The following is a 20,609-nucleotide window of genomic DNA, read 5'->3' as shown; positions in this document are numbered from 1 at the left end:
GTAAAGCTGCACATAGCTTATATTTATATAGGTTATGTGCAGCTTTATTATATTAAAAGAAAAGGTTAAAAAATTATTATATTTATTGAAGTATTTTTTATTTATAAATCGTTATATTATTATAAGGGTAAAAAGGTGGTGGTGATTATTTGGGAAAATCAATTTGAAAATTATATAAAACAGTATCAACGCCTAATTATTACTATCTGTTTTTCCTTTACTAAAAACTATTTTGATGCAGAGGACATATCACAGCAAACCTTTTTGACTGCCTATAAAAATATGAATAAGTTTGATGGCAGCAATTTTAAAGCTTGGGTTACAAAAATTGCATTAAATAAATGTAGGGATTATGTTAAGAATCCCGCCAGAAAGTTAGAAAGTTTAAGTAGTGAGGATTATAAATATATAGAGGATATAAAAGATTCTCCAGAGGAAAGTCTATTGAATAAGGATAGTGATGAAAAAATATATAATCTATGCAGAAGATTAAAAGAACCTTATAAGACTGTAGCAATAAATTACTTTTGTAAAAACATAAAACTTTCAGATATGGCAAAAGATACAGGAGAAAATTTAAAAACACTGCAAACAAGATTATATAGAGCAAAAAAATTTCTTAAAATTTTATGGAAGGAGGAATTTATTTGAGGGATAGTCTATTTAACAGTAATGGACATATAAGTGATTCATGTATAAAAAAATTTAAAAGGGGAGATTTGGATGATAGAGAACTTATTGTTGTATCCCAGCATATTGAGAACTGTGAAAAATGTATCCAACACCTTACAGGTAGTTTTGATGATAGTGAGTTTAAGAAAGTGCCCTTTGGATTTGAAGAAGAAGTAAAAAATAAAATAGTGAAATATAAAAAGAAAAATAGGCAGTTTTTATTTTATTCCCTTAGAGTTTCTCTTGCTGCATGTATATCCCTTATATTTGTATTCTCAAGTACATTGAATTTTATAGCAAATACCAAAGTAAAGACATTGGAAATTAGCTCACCTAAGTTTACAGTGGTAAATTCCATTAATATGGAGCTTGGTAATTTCTCTAATAAAATAATTAATATGGAGGTATTTAATAATGAAAATGAAAAAAGGTAATTTTTTAACCATTTTGTTTTCTTTTCTTCCCGGTGCAGGGCATATGTACATGGGATTTATGAAAATGGGATTGTCAATTATGTCTGCATTTTTCTTTGTAATATTTCTTTCAACATGGCTTCATATAGGACCTCTCTTATTTGTATTACCCTTAATTTGGTTTTACTCTTTTTTTGACTGTATAAATAAACAGAGCTTACCTGAAGAGGAGTTTTCACCTTTAGAAGATAATTACATGTTTTCCATAGACAAGTTTCTTCATTGGGATAAAAATTTATTTAAAAAGAGAAGGCTATTTTTTGGAATACTTCTGGTATGTATGGGAATTTACCTTATATGGGACAATATTACGTATATTGCTGCACCATATATAGATAATAGAATTTATAATATTATAAATTCTTTTACAGGAATTATCCCTCAAATCATTGTGGCAATAGCAATAATTATAATTGGAGTAAAACTTATTATGGGAAAAAAGAAGGAGAGGAGTATGGATGATTAAGGGGAGAAGAGTAGGTACATTTACTTCAGGTGTAATTCTTGTGGTATTTGGAGTAATGTTTTTAATGCATAGTATGTTTAAAAATATAAGTTATGAACTGATAATATCCTTGTGGCCGGTAATATTAATTTTTATTGGAGTAGAGGTTATTATAGCATATATCCTAAACAAAGAGGAGAAAATAAGGTATGATACAGGAGCTATAGTTATTGTAATGGTACTTTGTATTTTTGCTATGGTAATGGGGATAATGCAGTTTGCAATTACAAATTATCCTCAATTTAGGAGTATGTTTTAAATCCTGTTAAAAATTATGATAATATATTAAACGGAGCTTTCTATGATAAAGTTAAATATCATGGAAAGCTATTTTATTGTGCTGGACATTAACGTTGATTAAAATAATTAATTATTAAATCAATTATTTTAATAATTAATTATAATATATTTAATATATTTAATTTATATATTGAATATATTAAAGTGTTATGATATACTATTTGTGGAAGGAGATGATAGGTTGGCGTATAAAATAATAGGCAAATGTCCTATATGTAAATCTAAGCTTTTAATTTCAAAACTTAAATGTCCTAAATGCAGCACAATAATTGAAAATAACTTTGAAATGTCGAAATTTGAATATTTAACACTGGAACAGCTTAAATTTATAGAGGTATTTCTAAAGAATAGAGGAAATATAAAAGATGTGGAAAAGGAGCTTGGAATATCCTATCCTACTGTGAGAGCAAAGCTTGATGAGGTCATAGCTGCTCTTGGATATAATGTAGCTCAGGATGTGAAAGTTGATAAAAAGAAAGTAGTGGATATGTTAGATAAAGGACAGATAAGTGCAGATGAAGCCATTAAAATGTTAAATGAGTAAATATAATAGGGAGGATAAAAAATGAATGAAGAAATGGCAAGAGTGTTAAAGATGGTGGAAGAGGGTAAAATTACGGCAGATAAGGCTATGGAACTTATAGAGTCACTTAAGGATAAAAATACAGATGTTCAAGTTTCTTCAGATAATGATATCATGGATAAAATGTTAAAGATAAGAGTTAATTCTATTGATGGGGATAATGTAAATGTAAATCTTCCAGTAAAATTTATAAAGATAATGCTTAAAACTGTGGGCAAGATTCCCCTAAGTGATAATGTGAAAGGAATGGAAAATATTGATTTAAATCTTATTTCAGAGGCTATAGACAATGGACTTTTAGGTAAAATAGTGGATGTGAAAAGTGCAAATGGAGATATAGTTGAGGTGGTAATAGAATAGGGAGAGCAGTGTATGAGAGTGTATGTAAAATCAGGAAAAGTGAGATTTATAATACCTATACCATTTATATTTTTAAAGCTTGGTATATCAATTTTCAGTTCATCTTTTGTAAGAACACATATTCCCCAAAAAGATAGAAAGTACTTTGATATGATTGATTTTAGACAATTTTCCAAATGCCTTGGAATTTTAAAGCAATATAAGGGGTTAAGAATTGTGGAAGTTAGAGCAAAGGAGGGGACGGTAGTAGTTATAACTATATAAGTTGGATATAGGAGATAAATATGAAATGTAATTCATCTTTAATTATATAATATGTTGATTATAAAAAATAACGTAATTTAAATAAATCCATCAAACTAAAATTTGGTGGGTATTTTTTTGTTGAGGAAAAGCGATTTTTTGAATAAGTTTTGTAAGTATTTATACTATGTTAAAAAATATATATCTAAAAAATATATACATTGACAGGCGAAGTATATATTTATATAATATACATATAAAGTTAAATTAAAATGTGTAATCATAAAATAAAGTTCATCAGAAAGGAGTGAGCAAATGTCTATAACTTCAGATATTATAAGAGGGCATACGGAAACTATAATATTGGCGCAATTAGTAAAAAACGATAGTTATGGATATAAAATAAATAAGTTTATAAAAGAGAAAACAAACAGCAAGTATGAACTTAAGGAGGCAACACTTTATTCAGCTTTTAGAAGACTGGAAAAGGCTGAGTTTATAACTTCTTATTGGGGAGATCAGACCACAGGAGCTAGAAGAAGATATTATTCTATAACAGAATTGGGGAGAGAAGCATTAAAACAAAATAAAGTGGATTGGAATGAATCAAAAGAATTGATTGATAAATTGATTGATGGAGGTAATTGAAATGTATGAAAAGCTGAGAAAGAACTTAGAGGATTTATTTGAAAATGCCCCAAAAACCAATAGGGCCAACGAGCTTAAGGAAGAACTTCTGGCGAACCTTATAGATAAATATGATGATCTGGTATCATCGGGAAAGAATGAAGAAGAAGCTTTTAAAATAGCAATTTCAAGTGTGGGAGATGTAAATGAGCTTATAAATGGGTTAAATGACAGTAATGTGCTAGACAATGATATAACACAGAAAAAACGTCAGAAAAGTGCAATTATATTATCAGTGTCAATAGGTCTTTATATTATGAGTGTAGTTGTTTTAATATTGTTAAATGAAGTTTTTATGGTGAATGAAAGTTTATCTGTAAGTATTATGCTTACAATAGATGCTGTAGCTACCTGTCTTATTGTGTATAATGCCGCTTCACAGCCTAAATATATTAAAGCTGACAATACCATAGTAGAGGAATTCAAGGAATGGAAGGTGTTAAATGACAACAAAAATGAGATTATGAAATCAATAAGGTCTATAATGTGGTTGATTATAGTGGCAGTTTACTTTGTATTGAATTTTGTTTTTGGAGCCTGGGCATATTCATGGATCATATTTATAATAGGAGCGGCACTGCAAAGGGTAATTATGTTAAGTTTTAAATTAAAGGAGTAAATTTATGAATAGACGGCTGATAAAGGGATTAATTGTAATTTGGATAGCTATAGCAGTTGCAGGAGCATATTTTTTAATATATGGAATTCTACATGGAAATAGTTTTAGTAATTTTCAGTTTTTGGATAAATCAAAGGGGAAAATATATAATATGCAAAAGGACGAAGATATATCAATAAAGAATTGTAATAAAATAAGTCTTGATTTTTCTAATGAAGATATATTTATACAGACAACAGATGAGGCAAATTTAAGGGTGGTTCAAAGTTCAGTAGGTAAACTGAAAAATGAAGATAAGTTTGTAATGAGCAAAAATGGTGATAACATTGAGATCAAGACAAACAACAGAAATGGAAGATTCAAGTTTCATGTGTTTCAGTTTATAAATATTAATCAAAAAATTGAAGTATATATACCAAAGAAATATGTTGAGGATTTATATGTGAATTTAAGTTCTGGAGATATGTCATTTAATTCTTCAGTAGAAATGAATGACATATATTGTAGTCAGGCTTCAGGGGATCTTTATGTTAAGGGCGGCATTACGGGTAATAATGTCAATATAAAAACTACTTCTGGAGATATAAATGCAGATGGAATATATTCTAAATATTATAAATTAGAAAATACATCAGGAGATATACGTATAAATTCTATTTCAGGTTCGGGTGATATAAAAGCTGTTTCAGGAGATGTTAAAGTGAATTATAGAGGAATCGATAATTACTCAAAAATAAACTCTGTTTCAGGAGACATAGATTTGGTAATTCCTAAAAGCTTGAGTTTTAAGTTTAATGGGCAGAGTATCTCAGGGGATATAAATTCAGATTTTCCATTGAATTATGAAAATACAAGAAAAAATAGGGCTGCTGTACAGGTAGGCAATCCACCATATAAGACAGTAGACGTTAATGCGGTGTCTGGCGACATAAATTTGTCCCAATAGCAGTAAAAGAAGATAATTGTAATAAGTGATTCTTAGGTCCAGGTGGATTTGCACATGAGGAATACGCATCGTTATCTGAACCTTATTAACAGTATTCTTAGTGTCTCTAGCACTTAGAATACTGTTATCCTTGTTTGATTTTTGCATGGAGAATTTTTTGTTTATTTTAAAATTAGATTGTCTAGCTATATTATTATTTGATATAATGGAAATTATAAAGAATATCTCTAAATAGATGCTTTTCTATAAGTAATCATCTATAAATAGAGTTAAGAAGAGAGGAAGACATATGAAGAAATTCTGTCGAGCAGTGATGTATTGTATTGGACTTGTAATACTTGCATTGGGGATTATATTGAATACAAAGACTGGTCTAGGAGTATCACCCATTATCTCCATTCCCTATTGTGTTTCTAATATTTGGGGAGTAAATTTAGGAAATGCAACTTTATGTACATATATACTGTGTGTAGTGGGACAGATGGTGCTTCGTGGAAGAAAATTTCGTTACTTTGATCTGCTGCAGATTCCTATGAGTGTGATATTTAGTAGAGTAATCAATGTATTTAATGATATGATAATTATAAATTTTAATAGTTTAACGCTGAGATTGCTTTTACTTGGGGCAGCCATTATGCTTACTGGAATGGGGGTGGCTATTTCTGTTGAGATGAAGTTTGTTCCAAATGCGGCGGACGGTCTTACACAGGCATTGGGAGAGCGGATGAATAAAGGTCTTGGATTTGCAAAAAACATGATAGACATAGTATGCGTTACAATAACCGTACTTATAGGAGTGATATTTGGAGGAAAAGTAATTGGAATTGGCATTGGAACTCTGGCAGCAGTACTTGGGGTGGGGCGTTCCATAGCTCTTGTGAATATGTTATTTAAAAAGCAAATGAGTGCACTTGTAAACTAGGGGAAATAATCTCTATAATAGGAGGTATATATGAGAAATAATAATACAATTAAATTAAGTAAAGAGAAAAAAGAAGAAATGATTTCTTTAATAAAAAATTATTTCTTGGAAGAAAGAGGAGAAGAATTAGGTGATTTGGCTTCGGGTCTTATTTTAAGATTTATTATAGAAGAATTGGCACCGGAATTTTATAATCAAGGAGTTTATGATTCCTATAAGTATATGAACGACAGAATTGAAGACTTACTGTCAATACAAAAATATTGAAGTAATTGAAGAGATATTTATTTAAGAGAAGGAGGTCTTATCTTGGAGATAATTGATTTAACGCATACTATTTCAGAACTCATGCCAGTTTATCCAGGCACAGAACCACCTAAATTGAAAGTTGCAAATATATATGAAAAAGACGGTTTTAAAGAAACTCTACTTACCATGTCTTCCCATACTGGAACACATATGGATTCCCCAGCTCATTTGTTTCCAAATGGAATCACCTTGAATTATTTTCCTGTAAATCAATTTATAGGAAGAGCACTTGTAATTGATTGCAGTGATTTAAAGGAAGGCGAAAGAATTACCATGAAATATATTAATGAAGTGAAAGAAACAGCCCGCAGGGCACAGTTTATTTTATTTCATACTGGTTGGGATAAACGATGGGGTACAAGTTCTTATTTTGGAGAATATCCCTATATTACAGAGGAAGTCTGTGAATATCTAATTTGCAGCAAAAAAAAGGGAGTGGGGTTAGATGTGATAAGTGTTGATCCCATTTCAGATGAAAATTTGACCATACATAAAAAACTTCTTCATAAAACAGATATGATTATTATGGAAAATTTGACTTGTTTAGAAAAAGTAGGCAAGGAATTATTCACATTATGTGCGCTTCCAATAAAATATAATAATTCCGATGGAGCACCTATTAGGGCTGCTGCTATTTTAGATGAATAGCAGCAGCTTTACTTATATATCCTTTGACAATTAACTGGTTTAAAAAAGTTAAAACTGCATATTCTATGCTATATAGAATAAAATATAGCTTACTACTTATTTTAGATATCTGAATTTTGAGCTTAAATAAATTCATAAAAAAGTATGAAAGGAATGAATTAGATGAAAGGAAAATTTGTAGCAGGAGCTATAATTGGAACAGCAGTGGGTATGATGATAGCACCTGAATTGGATAAAAACACTAGAAGGAGAATAAGAAGAACTTCCAGATATTTAAGAAACAGTATGGGGAACATATATGGTAAAATGTCAAATTTTATAATATGATGTTTTCAAATGTAATATTAAAAGTGTATTATATAAATGATACACTTTTAATACTGTATTTTTACTATTATGTACTAAATAGTCTGTATTGATGCCAATATAGTTAAAATTTTTTCTTTTATCCCTAAAAATATGATATAATTAAAATAGTTATTTAGTAAAATTTTAATATGGTTAAAATAAAAACACAAGGGCAAAGGAAGAGGGAATATATGGAAATACTTTCTTTAGGAGAGAAAATAAAAAGAAGAAGAAAAGAGCTCAATATGACCTTGAAAGATTTAGCAGGAGATAGAATTACACCGGGTCAGATAAGCCTTGTAGAATCCGGAAAGTCAAATCCCAGTATGGATTTATTAGAATATTTAGCATTTGAGTTAAAGACCTCCATTGAGTATCTAATGGAGTCAGAAGAAACTCAAGCAGAAAAAATCTGTACTTATTTTGAAAACATAGCTGAATCTTATATAATAAGTGAAAATTTAAATCAATCAGAGGGATATATCGATAAGGCTTTATATTATGCTGAAAAATATTTTTTGGAATATAAAAAAGCAAAGAATCTATATTTAAGAGGCATGGTGCATATGGCCAAAGGGGAGTATCCTATTGCACAGCAATTTTTATTGTCAGCAAATGTTATATTTATAAAAGACAATAAATATGAAGAAACTATAAATACCTTTGTGAATTTAGGAAAAATATCTAAGAAGCTGAAGGCCTATTATTCCTCGTTAAGTTATTTTCAACAAGCGGAAACAGTATATAAGGAAAATAATGTAGGAGATGATTTCTTACTTGCACAAATATATTATTACATAGCTTGTGTGAATTTTAAATTAGAAAATATTCCAGAAGCTATAAATTATTCTTATCTGGCAAAGGAAAAATTCAAACAAATGGATGATGAGAAAGAATATGCAAAAACGCTTTTTCTATTAGCTGAGGAGTATAAAAAAAGAGGCGACATAGATAATGCTATAAAATATTCTAAAAAGACCTTAAGTGTATATAAGAAATTAGATGACATAGTTAACATTGCAAAGATTGAGAATAATTTGGGCAAGCTTTTTTTTGAATTTGATAATATAGAAGAATCTTTTATACATTTAAATAAGGCCAAAGAATTGAGATTAAAACTTAAAGATGGTAATATAATCGAAACTCTTGTAAATATATGTGAGAATTACATAAAATTAAAGGATATATCCAATTCTAAAAAAGTTCTTCAGGAAATAATGGAAAGGATAGACGAAGGTAATGATAGAACTTTAGTATATTATTATTTATTGAAATTTAGAATAGATATGCTTGAATCCAATAAAAAAGAAGCAGAAAATACGCTTATCAGTGCATTGAGTTTTGTAAAGAATATGGATTATATTAAAGAGATTGGTGATATTTCTATAATATTAGGGAAATTTTATATAGATAATAAAAGAGATAGGGAAGCAGCCAAATATTTAAATGAAGGTGTTAATATTTTTAAAAAAATTGGAATATTGAAAGAGATTTAAATAAAACGGGTGAGTAATTATGGAGATACTTTCTACTGGAGAAAAAATTAAAAGGGCGAGAATATATAGGGGATATACCTTAAAAGAATTATGCGATAAGAAAATATCGGTGTCTAAAATGAGTTGTATTGAAAATGATAAGGTAAAGCCCGAGGAATGGGTATTAAAATTTATAGCCAATAAACTTGAAGTTGATCTTTTATATTTAAAACAGGATATAAAAGATCAAATAGTAAAAAATATAGAGGATATAGTTAAAAGTAATGATAGAAAAGATCACGAAGACACTTTAAAGTATAATTTAAGATTTGCAAGAGAGGGCAATTATAGTGATATATGTTTTCAAATATTACATCTTTTATTTAACTGTTATTTGAATAAAGAAGAATTAGAAAAAGCACAACATATAATACATAATTATTATTATTATTTACAGAAATGTTTTTCTTATGAAAGATCAGTAGTATACTATATAGATATTGCTAAATGGTTTTTTATGTGTAGGGAATTTTTACATGCTGTAAATTATTATAATAATGCTATAGATATTGGGTTGAAAATTGATAATAAAGAGCTTTTGGTAAGGGTTCTTTATTATCAAGCCATGTGTTATTTTGAGATGAATAACTATGAAAAATCTCATGAGATTGTCAATAGGATTATAGGCTTAATGGATTTTTTAGATGAAGATATAAAGAAGGCAAAAATATATCATTTAATGGCGCTTCTTTCCCTTAAAACCAATATAGGGGAGTTTGAAAAATATGAAAAAAAGGTAGATATGTTTTATGGTAATGCTCTAAGAGATAAAGCTAAAGCTCTATTTGATTATGCTTATGCTCTGTTTGCTTTAGGCATGAAAGATAGAGCAGTACATTATTTGATTAAAGCAGAAGATATGTATCCTAAAGACAATATAAAAGAATTGGTAAAATTTTACCTCATGATTATAAATATTTTAATAAAAAACGAAGTTTTGGATAAAGCACAGAAGGTATGTGATGTAGTTTTAAACTATGCTATATTCTTAGATAATGTAGAGTATATAGAGAGAGCTTATTATTATAAAGCTGTTATACTTATAAAACAAGGAAATTTTGAATTTGGTGAGATGTATATGAATCTATCACTGGATACGCTGCTTAAATTTGCTGCAAACACCAAAATATATAAAAGATATATAAAGATGGGAGAAATGTATTATAATATGGGCGATGTTTCAGAGTCAATTAAATATTTTCATTTTGCTATAAAGTTAGGCCAAAAATATGGTTTTTAATAGATATGATAATCTCTTAAAATTAATTTTGAGAAAGGAGGAATAGTTGCATTAAAACTTAAAGAAAAGTTTTATGCAGCCAATTGTAGTATGGATATAGATAAACTTACTATTAAAGTTCAGCAGGCAATAAATAGTGCGCAGAGCATAGCTGTAAGGTATAACCATCAACAGATAGATGTTATTCATTTATTTTCAGCATTGGTATTTGAGGAAAATGGTTTAATTCCAAATATATTTGGGAAAATGTCTGTAGATGTAAAAGCATTGGTAAACTCAACTGAAGATGTGTTAAATAAAATGCCTAAAGTATTAGGCGAAGGTGCACAAAGTTCTTCGGTTTATGCTACCAGAAGGTTTGAAGAAATTTTTATAAAGGCGGAAAACATAACTAAGAAATTTAAAGATTCTTATATAAGTGTAGAACATGTAATGCTGGCTATTATGGGAAGTGGTTCTAGAGAAGTAGAAGGAATTTTAAAAAAGTTTAATATAACAAAGAATGGATTTTTAGAGGCCTTAACCTTAATTAGAGGAAATCAAAGAGTGGATACCCAGGATCCTGAAGGAACTTACGAGGCATTAGTTAAGTATGGAAGAAATCTAGTAGAAGAAGCTAAGAAGCATAAATTAGATCCGGTGATAGGCAGAGATGAAGAAATTAGAAGAGTAGTTAGAATAATTTCAAGGAGAACTAAGAATAATCCGGTACTTATAGGAGAACCAGGGGTAGGAAAGACTGCTATAATCGAAGGATTAGCGGAGAGAATTGTAAGAGGAGATGTGCCAGAAGGCTTAAAAGATAAAATAATATTTTCACTAGACATGGGAGCGTTGATTGCAGGAGCAAAATTTAGGGGAGAGTTTGAAGAGAGACTAAAAGCTGTACTTAAGGAAGTTGAAAAAAGCCAGGGGAAAATAATATTGTTTATAGATGAAATTCACACTATAGTTGGAGCTGGAAAAACAGAAGGGTCTATGGATGCAGGAAATCTAATCAAACCAATGCTTGCAAGAGGTGAGCTTCACTGCATTGGTGCTACTACTTTTGATGAATACAGAAAGTATATAGAAAAGGATAAAGCCTTAGAGAGAAGATTTCAACCTGTAGTAATAGACGAACCTAATTTAGAGGATTCTATTTCAATACTTAGGGGTCTCAAAGAAAAATTTGAGATATACCACGGCATAAGAATTCATGATTCTGCTATTGTAACGGCGGTTAAACTTTCAGATAGATATATAACAGACAGGTACTTGCCAGATAAAGCCATAGATTTAATTGATGAGGCCTGTGCCATGATAAGAACGGAAATTGACAGTATGCCTACTGTTATGGACAGTGTTAAAAGAAAAATATTTCAGCTGCAAATTGAAAAAGAAGCCTTATCTAAAGAGAAGGATACCGCCTCTATAGAGAGACTTAAGGATTTGGAAAAAGAACTGAGTAATTTAAAAGATAAGGACAATGAGCTCACTTCAAAATATGAGATGGAAAAATCCAATATATCTTTAGTTAGAAATTTAAAAGAGCAATTGGATGAAGTAAAGGGACAAATTGAAAAAGCAGAAAGAGAATATGATTTGAATAAAATGGCAGAATTGAAATACGGAGTTGTTCCAAGACTAGAAAAGGAAATAGAAAAAGAGGAAGAAAAGCTAAAAGAAAATAATGACAATGCAATGCTAAAAGAAGAAGTAACAGAACAGGAAATTTCACAGATAGTATCTAAATGGACTGGAATACCTGTTTCCAAACTGGTAGAAAGAGAAAGAGAGAAGCTTCTTAAATTAGAAGAAGAACTTTCAAAAAGAGTTATAGGACAGAAAGAAGCGGTTAGAGCAGTATCCAATGCTGTAATAAGGGCTAGGGCAGGAATGAAAGATCCTGGAAGGCCTATAGGTTCTTTTATATTCCTGGGACCTACAGGTGTAGGCAAAACGGAGCTGGCAAAAACTTTAGCAAGAACATTGTTTGACAGTGAAGAAAATATAATCAGAATAGATATGTCAGAATATATGGAAAAGTATTCTGTTTCCAGACTTATAGGGGCTCCCCCAGGATATGTGGGTTATGAAGAAGGAGGGCAGCTTACAGAAGCGGTAAGAAGAAAACCCTACAGCGTAATATTATTTGATGAAATTGAAAAGGCTCATGATGATGTATTCAATGTATTCTTGCAGATATTAGATGATGGAAGACTTACGGATAATCAGGGTAAAGTAGTAGATTTTAAAAATTGTATTATAATTATGACATCCAATATAGGAAGTAGTTATCTGCTTGAAAATAAGAAGGAAAGTGGAATAGAGGAAGAAATAAAACATAGGGTAATGAATGAAATGAGATTAAAATTCAAACCTGAGTTTTTAAATAGATTAGACGACATAATAATGTTTAAACCGTTAAATACAGAAGAAATTAAGTCTATAATAGATATATTTTTAAGGAGTATAGAAAATAGACTTAAAGACAAGAGTATTTCTTTAAGTGTAGAAGAGGGTGCCAAGGAAGTTATGGTTAGGGAAGGATATGATCCCGTTTATGGAGCCAGACCTTTAAAAAGATATATAGAGAGTGTACTTGAAACATCTATAGCGAAGAAGATAATTAATGGGGAAATATACAATGGATGTGCTATAAAGGTAGATTATGATGGCAACTTTAATATAAATTTAGATAAAAACTGAACAGCTAGGTGAAAGAGAATGGAAATATATTCTAATGTCTTTCACCTTTTATATGAAAACAGACCAGGGGAAGTTATGATTTTCTCCTGGTTTCCCTTGTTATTATAAAATTTTTAGCATGTATTTCCAATTCATCATCTAAAGGTTCCAGTGTTACGGTACCATATTTTTTTGTAAGGGCTATACTTATGAATCTATCTGCCAATTCTGGATTTTTAGAAAGAAGAGAACCATGAAAATATGTACAAAAACAATTTTTATATATGCACCCTTCATAACCGTCTTCACCATTATTTCCATAGCCTACAATTACTTTTCCAAGAGGCTCTAAGCCTCCAATATAAGTTCTTCCAGAATGGTTTTCAAAACCCACATAGGTTTCATTAAACCGTTCATTATATATTACCGTATTTCCTATAAATCTTTTATTACCGCTTTCAGTGTAAATATCCAGTACATTAAGGCCGGAAAGTTTTTCACCTTGAGGAGTAGAATAATACTTTCCTAAAAGCTGGTATCCTCCACAAATCGATAAAAATACATTTTCATTTTCAATGTAATTTAAAATGCCTTCCCTTTTATTTTTAACTAGATCCTCAGATACTATGGATTGTTCATAATCTTGACCGCCTCCAAAAAAAGCTATATCGTATTTAGATTCATCAAAAGGATCTCCTAACGATATGTTAAATATGTTTACATTTATGCCTCTTTTTTGTGCCCTGTATTTTAAAATAAGTATATTTCCTAAATCCCCGTATACATTTAGTAAATCAGGATATAGGTGACATATATTCAATTCCATTTTATATAACTCCTTATTGAAATATTTTTACCAAAATTTTTTAATATAACCTTTGAAATTGAGAAATTTTCTGAAGTTTATCATGGCAGTATAAGTAGCGAGTACATATACTGTGTTCAATTTGCAATTTTTTATTTCTTCAGTAAGAGATTCATAGGTCTCGGAGATTATAAAGTTCTTATCTGGCAGGCCGGCGATTTTTAATCTTACAGCCATATCATAAGGTCTTATACCGGAAATCATTATCTTATCTATATTTAAAGAGGATAGTTTTTCAAAATTAACATCCCATATCCAGGAAACATCTCTCCCATCTGCATAATTGTCATTTAAAAGTACTACTAGATTGAAGGTTCTGTTGTCGAGACTTAGGGTATTTATAGCCTGATCATAGCCTGCAGGATTTTTCACCAAAATTATCTTAACTTGTTTATCCCCTATCTTTATGTTTTCATGTCTCCCAAAACTACTTTTTTGATTTTTTAGGGAATTGTATATATTAGAAATAGGTATATCACATACCACAGCTACAGAGTATGCACACAGAGCATTGTACATATTATATGTACCAGGTTGATTTATATAATATTCTTTTCCATTTATAATTACAAGAGAACCCTCTGGGGTCTGTTCCTTTATTTCATCTAAAGTATAGTCTAATTCAGGACGTTTATATCCACAGTCAGGGCAATAGTAATCTCCTAAATGATTGTATGTAAGAAAATTATACATGTAAGGACTTTTACACTTTTTGCAGAACTTCGCATCAGAATTAAGGGATACTGTTTTACCTTTAGTAAGAGAACAATTAAATCCATAATAAATAGTTCTATTTGGTAGATTTAAATCGCCAAGCAGAGATTCATCACCATTTAAAACTAAATTTGAAAGGGGAACTTTTTCAATTCCCTGGATAATTTTGTTTAATGTGGAGTAAACCTCACCGTATCTGTCCAGTTGATCTCTAAATAAGTTAGTAACAGTTATAATCTCTGGTATTACATGGCTTGTGAATAGGGGTATATTTGCCTCGTCACACTCTATTACTGCATATTTTGTGCTGCAGCATTTTTTAAATGAGTAATTTTCTACAAAGCAGGATACTATTCCTGTAAGCATGTTAGCTCCTGTGTTATTTGTAATTACACATTTTTTTGCATCTTTTAGTATATTATATATCATGCTTGTAGTTGTAGTTTTACCATTTGTACCGGTGATAATTATAATTTTATAGTTATTACATACAGTTTTTAAAATATTTTTATCTAATTTTAATGCAACTTTTCCAGGAAAATTACTTCCCCCTTTAAATAAAATTTTTGATAATTTTATTACAATTTTGCAAATAATAATACTAAAAAAAGAATTTATATTAATCTTGCACACCACCCTTTGTCCAGACACATTAATCATATGTAAGCTATATAAGCTTTAAGGTAACTCTTAAATATTATAATACAATATGAGAATTTTTACATCAAAAAAGTAAAAGTTGTCTATTAATTCTTATATTTTAATAGAATTTTAAATGTCATAAAATTATATTTGAATATTAACATACTACAAGTATAAAGTTTATGTATAAATATAAAAATTGCAAGCATAAATATAAAAGAATGATATATTGAAAGGAAATATTATGGAGATAAATTTCTAAAAAATATATGTATTAGAATTTAGTTCATTAAAATTTAAAGAAATAACTGTGAAGGATGTAAAAATTAAAGTTGCATAAATAATGTAGCACATAGGGAAAAAGTATAACTTATATAGGAGTTTTTTAAAATATATATTATATTAATGCAAGGATAGTGATAAAAGTGCTGCATAATAAAAATAAAATAATCTTTTGTGTTGCATTTTTCTATAAATGGTGTAATATATATAATATAAAATATTAGGGGGAAGTAGTATGAGTATAGACTTATCGTATTTAAATATTAAAGAATATAAAAATGTGTATAAAAATTTATCACCTGCGAAATTAGTACAGTTAGCTATGGAAAGAGGAGAAGGATGCCTATCTAATAAAGGGGCTTTAATAGTTAATACAGGAAAGTATACAGGCAGATCCCCTAAGGATAGATTTATAGTTAATCAGGACAGTGTAAAGGATAAAATAAACTGGGGAAGTGTAAATTTATCTATAGAGGAAGAAATTTTCGATAGAATGTATGATAAAGTTTTAAATTATTTGAAGGATAAAGATATTTTTGTATTTGATGGATTTGTAGGAGCTTTAAAAGAGTACACTCTTCCTATAAGGGTTATATGTGAAAAAGCATATGAGGCTTTATTTGCTAATCAACTGTTTAGAAGACCAATAGTGGAAGATTTACAATCTTTTATACCTGGATTTAATGTAATAGCAGTACCGGACTTTAAATCCCAAGGAAAAGCAGATGGTTTAAATTCAGAGGCTTTTATATTAATAAATTTTGATAAGAAAATTATACTGATAGGAGGAACCCAGTATTTGGGCGAAATAAAGAAATCCTTATTTTCTGTAATGAATTTTTTGCTGCCTGAAAAAGGAGTTCTTCCAATGCACTGCTCTGCCAATATAGGAAAGGACGGAAAAACATCTCTCTTCTTTGGACTTTCAGGAACGGGAAAAACCACTTTATCAGCGGATTCAGAGAGAAAGTTAATTGGTGATGATGAACATGGGTGGTGTGATAAGGGAGTGTTCAATTTTGAAGGGGGGTGCTATGCAAAAACCATAAGATTGGATAAAGAAAAAGAACATGAAATATATAATGCTATAAGATTTGGTACTGTACTTGAAAATGTAGTTACGGATGAATATGGAGTACCTGATTACAATGATGGAAGATATACAGAAAATACAAGAGGGGCTTATCCTATTGATTATATAGATAATATAGAAAAAAGCGGAGTTGGGGGAAATCCTGAGACTATTATATTTCTGACAGCAGATGCTTTTGGTGTAATGCCTCCTATATCCAAGCTTTCAAAGGAAGCTGCTATGTATCATTTTATGTCGGGGTACACTAGTAAAGTATCTGGTACAGAAAGAGGTATAGTTGATCCTGAAGCGACTTTTTCATCTTGTTTTGGAGAGCCATTTATGCTTATGAATCCTGCGGTATATGCTAAATTGTTAGGAGAAAAAATAGACAAACATAATACAGAAGTGTATTTAGTAAATACAGGATGGTTAAGTGGCGGCTATGGAAAAGGAGATAGAATAAATCTTCCTTATACGAGAGCTATGATTAGAGAAGCTTTAAATGGCAAATTTAAGAATATAGAGTTTGTAGAGCATCCTATATTTAAAGTAATGATGCCTAAAGAATGCCCGGGAGTTCCAAAAGAAATGTTGGATCCTAAAAACACCTGGACAGATAAAGAGGCCTATGATGCTGCGGCAAAAGAATTAGCTGCAAAATTTAATGAGAATTTCAAAAAATTTGGTAGTGTTTCAGAAGATATAGTTAAAGCAGGACCTGAGGTTAGACGCTTTACCTGCATATAAACTTATTGAAAACTGTTTTCTTTATTGTTATGGAAAACAGTTTTCTTTTATCTCTAAATTAAGTCATATATTTTGTGTAACAATTTATTAATAATATAGTGGTTGTGGCCAAGCTCATAATGATAGTATAATAGTAGTTGTTGTAAAAATTAAAAATATAGAGAGTGAGTGGAAATAATGGAATTAATCTTTATTATTAAAGCTGCCATTATTGGGGTGGTAGAGGGTATAACGGAGTTTCTGCCAATATCTTCTACGGGACATATGATAATGGTGGGGGATTTGATAAACTTTAAAGCACCAACTTATGATAAAGTTTATATAAACATGTTTGAAATTGTAATCCAGCTGGGAGCTATACTTGCTATAGTGGTTCTTTACTGGGATAAAATATTTAATTCACTTAAAAATATTAAACCGGGTAAATGGGGATTTAAACTATGGGTTATCATTTTAATTGCATTTTTACCTTCTGCTGTGGTGGGGGTCATATTTAATGATCTTATTCAAGAAAAACTGTTCAACTCAATTACAGTGGCCTCTGCACTAATAGTTGGAGGAGTACTTATGATATATATGGAAAATAAATATAGAAGGGGAAATAGTACTAAAAATATTGAAGATGTGAATATTTTTCAGGCTTTTAAAATAGGATGTTTTCAATGCCTTGCACTGTGGCCTGGAATGTCAAGAAGCGCATCTACAATAATGGGAGGATGGATAAGCGGACTTACTAATGTAGCTGCAGCGGAGTTTTCTTTTTTTCTTGCCATACCAACTATGATAGCTGCATCAGGATGGTCTCTTATAAAAGTAAAAATAGATATGAGTATAATGCAGGTTATTGCCCTATCTGTTGGATTTATAGTTTCATTTTTAGTGGCCTTAGTAGTAGTGGAAAAGTTTATGAATTTTTTAAAGAGAAAACCTATGAGGGTTTTTGCCATATATAGAATATTTATAGGTATAATAGTACTTATACTAGCTGCTGCAAAAGTTATAAGTGTTTAAAATAATATTACCTAAAATGTATATACTAACAAGAGCATCAGCTAATATGCTGTGATTTTTAATTCATAAAGAAAGGTTGTAATACTTATGGATCCCATAGCTTTTTCTATCGGTGGCTTTCAAATCAGGTGGTATGGAATAATGATAGCCTTGGGAGTTTTAGCAGCTCTTATTCTGGCTAATTTAAACTGCAGATATAAAGGATATAATTTTGATAGTTTAATAGATGTATTTTTAATATCTTTTCCATTGGCAATTGTAGGGGCTAGGTTTTATTATGTTATTTTCCAGTTTCAAGATTATAGAAACAACCTCATGGATATATTTAATATAAGGCTGGGGGGGCTTGCTATTCATGGAGGTATTATATTTGGACTTGGAACAGCGTACATAGTTTCTAGATACAAAAAAATGGATTTTATAAAATTGTGGGATTGCTTTGCACCTTCTATAATTCTTGGCCAGGCAATAGGTAGATGGGGAAATTTTTTTAACGGAGAGGCCCACGGAGGGGTTGTAAGTTATGAATTTATAAGTAAGTTTCCTTTGTTTATACAAAGAGGAATGTACATAAATGGTGATTACTATAATCCTACATTTTTGTATGAATCCCTTTGGGATTTAATAGTATGTATTATTTTAATTTATATTTTTAGAAAGAAGCATAAAAGAGGCTCTGTAATATGTGCTTATGTTGGATTGTATTCACTGGGAAGATTTTTTATAGAGGGACTGAGAACGGATAGCTTAATGATTGGACATATCAGAGTTGCCCAATTAATTAGTTTTATAGGGATTGTATTGAGTATAAGTTTTTTTATATATTTAAAAGGTAGGGGTAAAAGAGTTGATTAATATAATTTAAGGGCTGGATGAACAGCCCCTAATGTTTATTCTGATAATTTCAAATCCAATTTTTTAGTAGAGCCATTTCTATAGACTACTATAGAAACAGTGTCTCCAGATTCATGAGTAGCCTTTATAGTATTTATTTCGCTTATGGACTTAACAGATTTACCATCAAATTTTTGTATAATATCTCCTGATTTCAATCCTGCTTTTTCAGCAGCACTAAATTCTTCTACTTCAGCTACATATACACCTTCTGGAAGATTATATTGCTTGGATAAAGTGGAATCTATATCCCTTCCTGCAATTCCAATTTTTAATGCCGGTTTTAAAAGGCCCGTTAATTTGGATTTTACTGTATTTATAGGAATTGAAAAACCTATACCTTCAACACCATTTCCGCCTATCTTAGCGGAATTTACACCTATTACCTGTCCCAGTGAATTCACAAGAGCTCCTCCGCTATTTCCTGCATTTATAGCTGCATCTGTCTGCAGAAAAGTTTGAGTGGTACTTCCGGTATTTATTTCTCTTTTGGTAGCACTTATGATACCACTTGTTACAGATCCCATGAGTTCTTTACCTAGAGGATTTCCAATAGCTACCACAGAATCACCCACTTGAACTTTATCTGAATCCCCAAGTTCTGCTACAGCAGGCATGGTAGTGGATTGAGTAACTTTTATTACAGCTAAGTCCTGATCTGCATCATAGTTTATAACTTTAGCAGGTACTTCTTTCTCGGTACTCAGTATTACAGTTATACTTTGAGCACTTTGTACTACATGGTAATTGGTAAGTATATATCCATCAGAACTTATTATTATTCCAGATCCCATTCCATCATCTTCCTCAGTATCTCCATTATTTGAGAAGCCAAATACATTATTTTGAGAAACAGTCTTAATAGATACTCCTACTACTGCAGGACTTACTTTTTTTGCTATTTCAGCTACAGTAAGACCATTTGTACTTGTAGTAGATATGGTAGATGCTTTGGTCTGCGAGGTAGTAGATGCATTCGTGTTTGTACTTGAATTAATACTTTCATAAAGTGGTGTGTTTTTGAAAAAAGTTGTAGTTGGTATCAGATATAAAAATGCTGCTACTGATACACTTCCTCCTATCAAGCTTGATATTAATCCCACTGCTATATAGGATAAAAGTCTTTTAAAACTGGAAGTTTTTTTGAATTTATCTCTAAAGTCGTACTTTACTATTGCTTTTGAAGTATTTTCACCGTTATTAAAGTTATCCATACAAGGACCCTCCCTTAAATTAATATAACCATTTTATTATTATATAATAAATGCGTTTTGTTACAGTTGTATGTCAGAACTGTTAATGAGTTATGACAATTTTGT

The 20,609-nt window shown here is 30.3% G+C and carries 23 protein-coding genes; 20 read left to right on the top strand and 3 right to left on the bottom strand.

Annotated features, from left to right (window positions below):
• Positions 1-138 precede the first annotated feature (138 nt).
• From BS101_RS15345 to clpB, 17 genes are all read left to right on the top strand, one after another.
• Complete coding sequence (locus tag BS101_RS15345) at positions 139-651, top strand: RNA polymerase sigma factor (RefSeq protein ID WP_198039491.1); 513 nt, start codon at positions 139-141, stop codon at positions 649-651.
• The gene (locus tag BS101_RS15340; RefSeq protein ID WP_073539619.1) at positions 648-1,106 is read left to right on the top strand and encodes a hypothetical protein; all 459 of its coding nucleotides are present in this window, start codon (positions 648-650) and stop codon (positions 1,104-1,106) included. The genes BS101_RS15345 and BS101_RS15340 overlap by 4 nt, the downstream gene beginning before the upstream one ends.
• Positions 1,087-1,611 carry a hypothetical protein gene (locus tag BS101_RS15335; protein WP_073539618.1) on the top strand — a complete coding sequence of 175 codons (525 nt, stop codon included), beginning with the start codon at positions 1,087-1,089 and terminating at the stop codon, positions 1,609-1,611. Before BS101_RS15340 ends, BS101_RS15335 begins: the two co-directional genes overlap by 20 nt.
• The gene (locus BS101_RS15330; RefSeq protein ID WP_073539617.1) at positions 1,604-1,909 is read left to right on the top strand and encodes a LiaI-LiaF-like domain-containing protein; all 306 of its coding nucleotides are present in this window, start codon (positions 1,604-1,606) and stop codon (positions 1,907-1,909) included. Before BS101_RS15335 ends, BS101_RS15330 begins: the two co-directional genes overlap by 8 nt.
• Before the next feature lie 222 nt (positions 1,910-2,131).
• Positions 2,132-2,494 (top strand): DUF2089 domain-containing protein, encoded by a 363-nt coding sequence (locus BS101_RS15325; protein ID WP_012103055.1) that lies wholly within the window; start codon positions 2,132-2,134, stop codon positions 2,492-2,494.
• Between the two features lie 21 nt (positions 2,495-2,515).
• The gene (locus BS101_RS15320) at positions 2,516-2,893 is read left to right on the top strand and encodes an SHOCT-like domain-containing protein (RefSeq protein WP_073539616.1); all 378 of its coding nucleotides are present in this window, start codon (positions 2,516-2,518) and stop codon (positions 2,891-2,893) included.
• Positions 2,894-2,905: 12 nt separating this feature from the next.
• Complete coding sequence (locus BS101_RS15315; protein WP_073539615.1) at positions 2,906-3,157, top strand: hypothetical protein; 252 nt, start codon at positions 2,906-2,908, stop codon at positions 3,155-3,157.
• Between the two features lie 294 nt (positions 3,158-3,451).
• The gene (locus tag BS101_RS15310; protein ID WP_012103052.1) at positions 3,452-3,784 is read left to right on the top strand and encodes a PadR family transcriptional regulator; all 333 of its coding nucleotides are present in this window, start codon (positions 3,452-3,454) and stop codon (positions 3,782-3,784) included.
• Position 3,785: 1 nt separating this feature from the next.
• On the top strand, positions 3,786-4,442 hold the full coding sequence (locus tag BS101_RS15305) for a permease prefix domain 1-containing protein (RefSeq protein WP_073539614.1): 657 nt from the start codon (positions 3,786-3,788) through the stop codon (positions 4,440-4,442).
• Positions 4,443-4,446: 4 nt separating this feature from the next.
• Entirely contained in the window at positions 4,447-5,388 is a 942-nt protein-coding gene (locus tag BS101_RS15300; protein WP_073539613.1) for a DUF4097 domain-containing protein, read from the top strand.
• Positions 5,389-5,677: 289 nt separating this feature from the next.
• The gene (locus BS101_RS15295) at positions 5,678-6,310 is read left to right on the top strand and encodes a DUF6198 family protein (RefSeq protein ID WP_073539612.1); all 633 of its coding nucleotides are present in this window, start codon (positions 5,678-5,680) and stop codon (positions 6,308-6,310) included.
• Between the two features lie 30 nt (positions 6,311-6,340).
• Complete coding sequence (locus BS101_RS15290) at positions 6,341-6,577, top strand: DUF2164 domain-containing protein (RefSeq protein WP_073539611.1); 237 nt, start codon at positions 6,341-6,343, stop codon at positions 6,575-6,577.
• Positions 6,578-6,619: 42 nt separating this feature from the next.
• Positions 6,620-7,267 (top strand): cyclase family protein, encoded by a 648-nt coding sequence (locus tag BS101_RS15285; protein ID WP_073539610.1) that lies wholly within the window; start codon positions 6,620-6,622, stop codon positions 7,265-7,267.
• A gap of 162 nt (positions 7,268-7,429) precedes the next feature.
• Positions 7,430-7,594 carry a YtxH domain-containing protein gene (locus BS101_RS15280; protein WP_073539609.1) on the top strand — a complete coding sequence of 55 codons (165 nt, stop codon included), beginning with the start codon at positions 7,430-7,432 and terminating at the stop codon, positions 7,592-7,594.
• Positions 7,595-7,806: 212 nt separating this feature from the next.
• Positions 7,807-9,111 (top strand): helix-turn-helix domain-containing protein, encoded by a 1,305-nt coding sequence (locus BS101_RS15275; RefSeq protein WP_073539608.1) that lies wholly within the window; start codon positions 7,807-7,809, stop codon positions 9,109-9,111.
• 19 nt (positions 9,112-9,130) lie between these two features.
• Positions 9,131-10,390: a helix-turn-helix domain-containing protein gene (locus BS101_RS15270; RefSeq protein WP_073539607.1), complete on the top strand. Its 1,260-nt coding sequence runs from the start codon at positions 9,131-9,133 to the stop codon at positions 10,388-10,390.
• Between the two features lie 90 nt (positions 10,391-10,480).
• The gene (gene clpB / locus BS101_RS15265) at positions 10,481-13,081 is read left to right on the top strand and encodes an ATP-dependent chaperone ClpB (RefSeq protein ID WP_073539606.1); all 2,601 of its coding nucleotides are present in this window, start codon (positions 10,481-10,483) and stop codon (positions 13,079-13,081) included.
• Positions 13,082-13,154: 73 nt separating this feature from the next.
• Here the strand turns inward: clpB and BS101_RS15260 are convergent, their stop codons facing one another.
• Positions 13,155-13,886: a type 1 glutamine amidotransferase gene (locus BS101_RS15260; protein WP_073539605.1), complete on the bottom strand. Its 732-nt coding sequence runs from the start codon at positions 13,884-13,886 to the stop codon at positions 13,155-13,157.
• A gap of 27 nt (positions 13,887-13,913) precedes the next feature.
• Positions 13,914-15,272, bottom strand: a complete 1,359-nt coding sequence (locus tag BS101_RS15255) for a Mur ligase family protein (protein ID WP_073541355.1) — start codon at positions 15,270-15,272, stop codon at positions 13,914-13,916.
• A 526-nt stretch (positions 15,273-15,798) separates the two neighbouring features.
• Between BS101_RS15255 and pckA the strand changes: the two genes are divergently transcribed.
• The 3 genes from pckA to lgt all read left to right on the top strand — a co-directional run bounded on the left by pckA (position 15,799) and on the right by lgt (position 19,251).
• Entirely contained in the window at positions 15,799-17,385 is a 1,587-nt protein-coding gene (pckA, locus tag BS101_RS15250) for a phosphoenolpyruvate carboxykinase (ATP) (protein WP_073539604.1), read from the top strand.
• 177 nt (positions 17,386-17,562) lie between these two features.
• Complete coding sequence (locus tag BS101_RS15245; RefSeq protein ID WP_073539603.1) at positions 17,563-18,396, top strand: undecaprenyl-diphosphate phosphatase; 834 nt, start codon at positions 17,563-17,565, stop codon at positions 18,394-18,396.
• Positions 18,397-18,483: 87 nt separating this feature from the next.
• Positions 18,484-19,251, top strand: coding sequence for a prolipoprotein diacylglyceryl transferase (gene lgt, locus BS101_RS15240; protein WP_073539602.1), 768 nt, complete (start codon positions 18,484-18,486; stop codon positions 19,249-19,251).
• A 35-nt stretch (positions 19,252-19,286) separates the two neighbouring features.
• Here lgt and BS101_RS15235 read toward each other — a convergent pair whose 3' ends face one another.
• Positions 19,287-20,504, bottom strand: coding sequence for a S1C family serine protease (locus BS101_RS15235; protein ID WP_073539601.1), 1,218 nt, complete (start codon positions 20,502-20,504; stop codon positions 19,287-19,289).
• Between the last annotated feature and the right edge of the window lie 105 nt (positions 20,505-20,609).

The sequence above is a fragment of the Clostridium kluyveri genome, from assembly GCF_001902295.1.
GTDB classification, from domain to species: Bacteria; Bacillota; Clostridia; order Clostridiales; family Clostridiaceae; genus Clostridium_B; species Clostridium_B kluyveri_B.
This window is presented reverse-complemented; position numbering and strand designations above follow the sequence as displayed.